Annotated in this window: 1 protein-coding gene; it reads right to left on the bottom strand. The window is 47.5% G+C overall.

Translation table 11 applies throughout. The features are described 5' to 3' along the window. A partial coding sequence (locus tag AC6UDA_RS06975) for an insulinase family protein (RefSeq protein ID WP_500711455.1) occupies positions 1 to 240 on the bottom strand: 240 nt, incomplete at both ends.

Raw genomic sequence — 240 nt, 5'->3', positions numbered from 1 at the left:
CATTCAGTGAAGCTTGTGTCTCTTCTCCGCGATACGTTGTTGGCCAACCGACCAGTACCATCGGCTGACGAATATTATCTTCTAAGGTGATGTACTTATCTTCTGTTAGCACGGCAGGTTGTTTCTCTGCAGCCCTAACTTCTGGGCCTTGAGGGATACGGCCAAAGTACTTGTTAACCCACTCTAGCGTGTCATCAACGTCGATATCACCACCAATCGTTAAGACAGCATTATTTGGGC

The sequence above is a fragment of the Fructilactobacillus sp. X8R4C1 genome (assembly GCF_059900905.1).
Note: the sequence above shows the minus strand (reverse complement) of the source record. Positions and strands in the feature narration are given on the sequence as shown.